Below are 8,190 nucleotides of genomic sequence, written 5' to 3' on the forward strand. Positions count from 1 at the left end.
GAAATAGCTTCATCTTAGATTACCAATACAGCAAAAAGTTTCGTCCAATATTCCTTATCGAATTAAACCTCATTACTTTTTGTTCTATACGATTCTCTTAAAAAGGCGGTAGCTTGCTTACCAGCGATTCTTGCTTGTTCTTCATCACCGGTATTGTTGAAAACTTCATTGTAAGCCATATTGTAAGCCTTCCGGTAAGCCTTCCCTTTCTCGGACTCGCCGTAAGCTTTCCGGTAAGCCTTCCGTTTCTCGGACTTACTGTAAGCCTTCTGGTAAGCTTTCATGTAAGCCTTCCGTTTCTCGGACTGTACATAAGCTCGATTGGTAGCCTTCCCTTTCTCGGACTCGCCGTAAGCTTTCCGGCAAGCCTTTCCTTTCTCGGATTCCACGTAAGCCTTCTGGTAAGCTTTCATGTAAGCCTTCCGTATCTCGGACTGCTCGTGAGCTACTGCGGGTGTGGGGGGCAGAAGTTCGCCAGATTCGCCAGAACTGGACGATTCAGGTGCTTTAAACTCAACAGTTTTAGTGAAAACTTGCTCTTGTGTATCATTCAACGGACCAACCATAGCAACCGGACCTGATGATGGCTGAGAAAAACTAACTAATGAGTTTTCCAGGGGCAATTTCTGAGCTAATTGTTGAGAGTTTGTTAAGGTTGAGTCTGTGAATGCAAAATTATCATCAACAGGTTCACTGGCAAAATCAAAAGATAAAGTTTTATCAAGGTCTTCTAGTGATAATTCAGGAAGCAATAATTCATTTTCAGTGAATGGTAAATAAGAAATTGAAAAATCATTAAGTGAACGTGGAGAAGATGGTATATCATAATTAATTAATTCCTTATTTAAATATCCATAATGGACTGAATTAAGTGTCTGCGCAGAATAGCCAGCCGTACTTGGCTTTGAACTGAAAGTGTCAGTTGGTATTCCATGTGATTCCATAAAATCCTCTAACCGCGAATAATCAGAAACGAAATTTGAGTCTACATCAAATATATTCATTGAATTATTGCACTATTGAATTTTAGCTTATGACCACTCTTTCTTATAGAAGTTCCTCCAGAAGAGAAGAAGAGAAACCGTGGTCTTGATACTTGACGCCCCTTAACTCTGTTCTACTTTCATTAGCTCCCTGATGATTATTAGCTGGGGGTACAAGAAGTGGGAGCTTCTCCTGTTTGTGCTGAATGCCGTCATTAGCATTCCAAATAAGCTTTGAATAATATTATCGTAACCTGGGCAGACGGTGTCACAAATACTACATTTACAGGCTTTTTTCTCATCGTGCTGAATGAACACCTCTACTTTTCTTTCGTTGTGCCCTTTGTGATCTTCGCGGTTAAAAAAAACAGTCAGTTGCGATAGATCAGCCAGTACCATAAATACCCTGCGTACTCTCTGAAAGCACGTTCACTGTCGCTCAAATAACGGGCACTGGGTAACCATCGGCTGATACGGAAAGTGTCTTTTGCAGCGTCGGCCAACATACCCGGTGCCGGAATCACATGAAAACCAGCTCGTTCAAAGCTGAGAGCAGCTCTTGGCATATGCCAGCCATGAGTCACCAGTAAAACCGACTGAATATCCTCAGGCAGGATTTCACGGGCATAAACCGCATTTTCCCAGGTTGTCGTACTTTGATCCTCCAACCACCGGGTTTCCACACCAAAATCACGTTTGAGACTTTCTGCCATGATCGCTGCTTCCGGTCGGAAACCACCACCACTGACCATAACCGGCAGCTCAGTCTGACGGCTCAGCCATGCTCCGTAGCGGAGTCGTTCCAGGGTATACATGGAAGGACGAAAACCTGACATCTCGGGGCTGACACGAGGTAGACCACCACCAAGAATCACCATTGCCTGAGGCTCAACAGGTTGTGCTTGCCCCGAATTAAAGACCGGGTAGCGCTCAAGGCTCCGAATAAGCAGCGATGCAACCGGCTGGGTAGAGAACAAATAAAGCATAACCAGCGCCAGCCAAGCCGTCCATGACTTAATAATCAGTCCCATTATGATCAGCCAAATCAGCAACATGAAAAAAAAGAGTCCACTTGTTTTTCTGAACGACCCGACATGCCATTCGGAAAGGGAAAATGTTAATGACGGCACGTTATTGTGACACGCTCACTGAAAATCGAGCAATCCCACCCTGTTTGATCAACTATCCTGAACAGTCCAATAGTTTTAACGATAAGGGTGACACTGTGCAAGGACCGTTTGAGCATCTTGTTCTGGAAATGGCCGTCATCTTTGGCGGTGCATCCTTACTGGGCACCCTGTTTGTCTGGCTGAAACAGCCCATTATTCTCGCTTATATAGGCCTTGGTATGCTGATTGGTCCTCATGGTCTGAATGTGGTCATAGATGATGGACATATTGAAGCAATCTCCACGATGGGAATTATTCTGCTGATGTTTCTGCTGGGGTTACACCTTCATCCCAGAAACCTGCTCAAACAGTTAAAACAGACGGCGCTGGTAACCTTTCTCTGCCTGAGCGCTGTTGGTATTATGATCTGGGCCGCTCTTGTCCTGCTCTTTGGTTTTTCATTGATAGAAGCGTTAATCGCTGGCCTGTCTCTGGCCTTTTCCAGTACCGTGCTCAGTTTAAAGCTGATCCCAACCACAACACTGCACCACAAGAGAACCGGTGAAGTGATGATCAGTATCCTGCTGTTCGAAGATATTCTGGCCATTCTGACCATTCTGATTCTCTACAGCAGCAACGGTGGAGCGCATATCGAAGCACTATTACTGCCGTTGAAAACCTGTGCATTTGCCCTGGGGGCCTGGAGTTTTGTCCGATATGTCCTGCTACCGCTAATGGGGCGTTTTGACATTATCTCTGAGTATATTTTTCTGGTGTCACTGGGCTGGTGCCTGACAGCGGCTCAACTGGCCGAGTCTTTTGGTCTATCCCATGAGATCGGAGCTTTTATTGCTGGCGTCAGCATTGCTACATCGCCTATCTCACTGATTATTGCCGAGGGTTTGAAGCCGTTGAGGGAGTTTTTTCTGATCCTCTTCTTCTTTTCGGTTGGTGCCCAGTTTGATCCAATGCTGAAAAGCCATCAGCTGATGGCCATTGTATTAACATCAGCAATCGTATTAATCACCAAGCCCATGCTGTTTAAATATCTGCTGAAGCATCTGGCAGGAGAACGAAACGATAATGCAGGAGAAATGGGCTTACGTTTGGGTCAAAGCAGTGAATTCTCACTACTACTGGCCTATGGGGCCATGACGGCAGGAAGAATTCAGCAGGAGACTGCATTACTGATTGAAGGGGCGGCAATTCTAACCTTCATAGTTTCTACGTATCTGGTGGTGTTCAAACTGCCAACACCGATATCACCCAATAAGGAGTTAAGAAGTGATTGAAACAGAACTTCAAACCCGATTTTCGCCGGTCTTTGTTTAGAGGGCAACTACTAAACAAGTGGCATTAGTAACTGAAGTGACTTTTTATGCAGCAGTTTGAGAGCTTGCTGTGGAATCCACCGGTTGATCTGTCACAGCCAGCGTTGGTTCAGCGGTAATCCTGTCCAGAATTTTGATGAAGAACGGCGGTTGCGTGCCCATACTGTTTGGATGATTCTGGAAATAGTCTGACTTGAGAACCTCTTTATGAGCTTTTAGCTCCTCAACTTCCGAACGGGTGAGTCGAACGGCGGTCAGCCACAATATCCAGTCATGCATTGTGCCTATCGGATGTTGGGCAAAGAACTGGAAAATTCTGGTTGGTAGCTGATGCTTTGGCCCTGTTCCATACATGGTGACAAACCAGGCAACCATCTGTCGGTCATGGAAAGACGAAGTTGAGGGTGCAGCATCTTTGAGGAACCACGTTTAAAGCTGCCGATCGTATATACTGGCAAGCGCTCTCAGTGTGCGATTACGGCCGCTTATTGCACAGCCATACAGAGCGTCTGCCATTTCCGGGATTGTTGCAGTGGCCGTGAATAACCGACCACCAAAGAGCTGGCTGTAGGCGCAGATAGCGTCATCGGAAAATGGCAGGCCCTGAAGGTACCGGGAAGGAATGAAGTTGGTGTTCGTCCCGTTATCATCATAGGAAATGGTCTCGTAGAATTCCTCAGGGTACTCACAAGCATTGCTGATGTTTAAAAAACTTCGCCAGGTTATTCTCGATACTTTGCTGTAGTTTCTGGAGGCCTAGCGCTCTCCCCGGTATGCCAGGGGAGAGGCATGGGGATGTTGTGTTCGTTAAAAGCGTCCAAAGGTTCATTGAGAATGTCCTTAATGGTCGCATTTTACTATTGATCTTCGAATATAGTTGGGGAACCATGAAATTGACACCATTAAGGCGATAATGACCAGGGATGTGCTAAAAACCTACGATAATCAGGATTATCTGGGTTTATCTACATCGCCACAGCTTACCGGAGTAAGTCTTACGCAACTCTTCCAAAAAAGGATCGCCACCATACCAAATACTGACAGTCAGGCCGGATGATATAGATCAATGCGGGACAATCTGTGTGGATAAATCAACAGGAAAAGTGCAGTTGAGCAGGCAGTGTTGTATCCTAACGGGTTATTAGTTTCCCTGACTCTTTGATTGGTTTTTCACGAAGCTATTCTCACCAGACTGCTTTCAGGAAAGCATCAAAGCGATCCTTTACATTAAGCCCGTTGAGCGATGATGGAAGAGCATTACCAACCGCATCAGATTGAGAGCGAAGCCCAGAAATTCTGGGAAGACAATGACAGCTTTGCTGTTACCGAAGGCACTTCAAAAGAAAAGGGCAAAGAGAAGTACTACTGCCTCTCCATGTTCCCGTACCCCAGTGGCCGACTGCACATGGGGCATGTTCGTAACTACACCATTGGTGATGTAATTTCACGCTACCAGCGTATGCGGGGCAAGAATGTCCTGCAGCCTATGGGCTGGGATGCCTTTGGTCTGCCTGCCGAAAATGCCGCCATCAAAAACAAGACGGCACCAGCACCCTGGACCTACGAAAACATTGATTACATGAAAGGCCAGCTCAAGCGCCTGGGCTTCGGCTATGACTGGAACCGCGAGCTGGCAACCTGTAAGCCGGATTACTACAAATGGGAGCAGTGGTTCTTCACCCGGCTCTACGAAAAGGGCCTGGTATACAAAAAAATGGCCACCGTTAACTGGTGTCCAAACGACGCCACCGTACTGGCCAACGAGCAGGTTGAAGATGGCCGCTGCTGGCGTTGTGATACGGTAGTTGAGCGCAAAGAACTGCCCCAGTGGTTTGTCAAAATCACCGCCTACGCCGATGAATTGCTGGCTGACCTCGATAAGCTGGAGCACTGGCCAGAGCAGGTCAAGGCTATGCAGCGCAACTGGATTGGCCGCTCTGAAGGCGTACAGATGACCTTTACGGTTGCCAATGGGCCTGAAGGCGCCCCTGAAGCGTTCAAAGTTTACACCACCCGTCCTGATACTCTGATGGGCGTGACCTACGTAGGTATTGCCCCAGAGCACCCATTGGCCAAAGCAGCAGCGGTCAATAACCCGGCCCTTGCAACCTTCATTCAGGACTGCAAATCCAATGCAGTGACTGAAGCAGAAATGGCCACCATGGAAAAAGTCGGTGTCGATACCGGCATCCGCGCCATTCACCCAATCACGGGTCGTGAAGTACCCGTATGGGCGGCCAACTTTGTATTGATGGATTACGGTACCGGTGCAGTGATGGCCGTTCCCGGCCATGACCAGCGTGACTATGAGTTTGCCACCCGTTTTGGTCTGCCCATCGAACAGGTCATCGAACCTGCCAATGGCGAAGGGATTGACCTTGGTGAGGCGGCTTTTACGGACAAGGGTAAGCTGGTGAACTCCGGTGAGTTTGACGGCCTCAGCTCAGAAGACGCGTTCAATGCCATTGCCGACCGACTGATTGCTGAAGGCAAAGGTGAACGCCAGGTGAACTATCGTCTGCGCGACTGGGGTGTCAGCCGTCAGCGTTACTGGGGGGCACCAATTCCGATGCGCTACCAGGAAGACGGTACTGAAGTTCCTGTTCCTCTGGAAGATCTGCCGGTACTGCTGCCAGAAGACGTGGCAATGGACGGTGTTCAGTCGCCCATCAAAGCAGATCCCGAGTGGGCAAAAACCACCCATAACGGCCAGCCTGCCACCCGTGAAACCGATACCTTTGATACCTTTATGGAGTCCAGCTGGTACTACGCCCGCTTCTGCTCGCCACAGTCTGATGACCAGATGCTGCACCCTGGGCAGGCCAACTACTGGCTGCCGGTGGATCAGTACATTGGTGGTATTGAGCATGCGGTTATGCACCTGCTCTACTCCCGTTTCTATCACAAGCTGCTGCGTGATGCCGGTCTGGTCGACAGCGATGAACCCTTCAAACGCCTGCTCTGCCAGGGCATGGTACTGGCAGACACCTTCTTCAAGCTGGATGAAAAAGGCGTCAAGCAGTGGATTGCCCCGACCGATGTCGACAGCGAGTTTGACGACAAAGGACGTCTGACTAAGGCCACCCTGAAAGCCTCCGGTGAAGTGGTTGAACATGCGGGCATGAGCAAGATGTCCAAATCCAAAAACAACGGTATCGACCCACAGGACCTGATTGATCAGTACGGTGCTGACACCATCCGTCTGTACACCATGTTCGCTGCGCCACCGGAGCAAACCCTGGAGTGGTCTGAAAGCGCTGTAGAAGGTGCTAACCGTTTCCTGCGTCGCTGCTGGAAGCAGGCCGCAGAGCATATTGCCGGTGGTGCTGTGGCTGCTCTTGATCTGAACGCTCTGACCAAAGAGCAAAAGGATCTGCGCCGAAAAGTTCATGAAACCATCAACAAGGTTTCTGATGACTGTGAGCGCCGCCTGACCTTCAATACCGCCATTGCTGCGATCATGGAGTTGAACAACGCCATCAGCAAGTTCCAGGTGAGCCATTCACAAAGCCAGGACCGTGCAGTGCTGCGTGAAGCCATTGAAGCCACCACGCTGATGCTGGCACCGATCGCACCTCATGCCATGCACAGCATTTGGCAGGCTTTGGGGCACTCTGAGCCCGTGCTGGATGCTTTATGGCCTGTAGCTGACCAAGCAGCGCTGAAGAAAGAGGCCATCACCCTGGTGGTTCAGGTCAATGGTAAGGTTCGGGCAAAACTGGAAGTAGCGGCAGGCCTGGATAAAGACGCCATTGAGAAGCTGGCTCTGGCGCATGATAACGTCAGCAAGTTCACCGACGGTCTGACAGTCCGCAAAGTGATTGTGGTTCCCGGTAAACTGGTGAATATTGTTGCCAATTAATCGCAAGGTAACAAACATCCTTTCGGAAAAATAATAAAGGGGCAAATGCCCCTTTATGTTTCACCATAAAAAATGGCAAGACAGGGCAAAAGCTTTGTCTTTCTCTCAATCTCGACGCCTTACTCCAACAGTGATATCAGAAACCAGGCCTTTTCAGGCTAATGGCTTGATCGTACTTATATAAAATTTACCCTGTGAACTTTATCAAAACACCATTGTCAAAAATAAGTAATCGTCTTATTCGATAGCGATTAAATAACGGATGAATAATAACGTGAGAGGGATATCATGATCACATCTCCTGCTTTGGACATATCAAATCCTCAAGGCCTGACAACTGTTCCCAATCGGAATGCTGAGGCTAATGGATCACCTGAAAGATATTTCATTGTTCCTGATCCCAGTGACGTTCCCGATCCAACGCCGCTAACCAGACGCACCTGCAGTTCACCTGCTTCATATCAGGCTACTGACTGTTTTCCCTGCAGCAGGGAACAACTTGGGGGCAAGGGATTGTTTTTACGGCGCATGAAGGAGGCCGGTCTGCTTGTCCCACCCTTTGAATGTGTTACTGCCCAAGTCATGAATATGCTTGAACAACACCCTCTGGACACCCATCTTTTAGACCGCTATTTCCCCGGGATTGTTTATGACCCGGAGGCGGAGACCAGCCTGACGAACATTCGGGAATACCTCAATACCTTGCCGCCTTCAGAGCAAACCAAAAGGAATAACTGGCTAGCGGGTTTGGCTGAATTTATTATCAGTGATGACTATTACGAACAGGTTAAAGATTCTGAAGCGGCCCAACAAATCAGGGATCTGCGCCATCAGCTGGACAGACTCTCCACATCACAGCCGGTTATTGTCCGCAGTTCTGGTATCAACGAAGATAGCTACGGCGA

Annotated in this window: 6 protein-coding genes; 3 read left to right on the top strand and 3 right to left on the bottom strand. The window is 48.4% G+C overall.

Features of this window, described 5'->3' with window-relative positions; all coding sequences use genetic code 11:
* Positions 1–62: 62 nt before the first annotated feature.
* Both KDK15_RS07765 and KDK15_RS07770 read right to left on the bottom strand, forming a co-directional pair.
* Entirely contained in the window at positions 63–1,004 is a 942-nt protein-coding gene (locus KDK15_RS07765; RefSeq protein WP_257294790.1) for a hypothetical protein, read from the bottom strand.
* Between the two features lie 350 nt (positions 1,005–1,354).
* A complete protein-coding gene (locus KDK15_RS07770) occupies positions 1,355–2,014 on the bottom strand; it encodes a YdcF family protein (protein WP_257294791.1) in 660 nt (219 codons plus the stop codon).
* A gap of 89 nt (positions 2,015–2,103) precedes the next feature.
* Here KDK15_RS07770 and KDK15_RS07775 point away from each other — a divergent pair, with 89 nt between their 5' ends.
* The gene (locus KDK15_RS07775; RefSeq protein ID WP_257294792.1) at positions 2,104–3,384 is read left to right on the top strand and encodes a cation:proton antiporter; all 1,281 of its coding nucleotides are present in this window, start codon (positions 2,104–2,106) and stop codon (positions 3,382–3,384) included.
* An 84-nt stretch (positions 3,385–3,468) separates the two neighbouring features.
* Here the strand turns inward: KDK15_RS07775 and KDK15_RS07780 are convergent, their stop codons facing one another.
* Positions 3,469–3,798, bottom strand: coding sequence for a hypothetical protein (locus KDK15_RS07780; protein ID WP_257294793.1), 330 nt, complete (start codon positions 3,796–3,798; stop codon positions 3,469–3,471).
* Positions 3,799–4,669: 871 nt separating this feature from the next.
* Here KDK15_RS07780 and leuS point away from each other — a divergent pair.
* On the top strand, positions 4,670–7,285 hold the full coding sequence (leuS, locus tag KDK15_RS07785; RefSeq protein ID WP_257294795.1) for a leucine--tRNA ligase: 2,616 nt from the start codon (positions 4,670–4,672) through the stop codon (positions 7,283–7,285).
* A gap of 288 nt (positions 7,286–7,573) precedes the next feature.
* On the top strand, positions 7,574–8,190 hold a 617-nt coding region (locus KDK15_RS07790), incomplete at its 3' end, for a PEP/pyruvate-binding domain-containing protein (protein WP_257294794.1).

Origin of the sequence: Endozoicomonas sp. YOMI1, assembly GCF_024606345.1 — a bacterium.
Lineage (GTDB): Bacteria > Pseudomonadota > Gammaproteobacteria > Pseudomonadales > Endozoicomonadaceae > Endozoicomonas.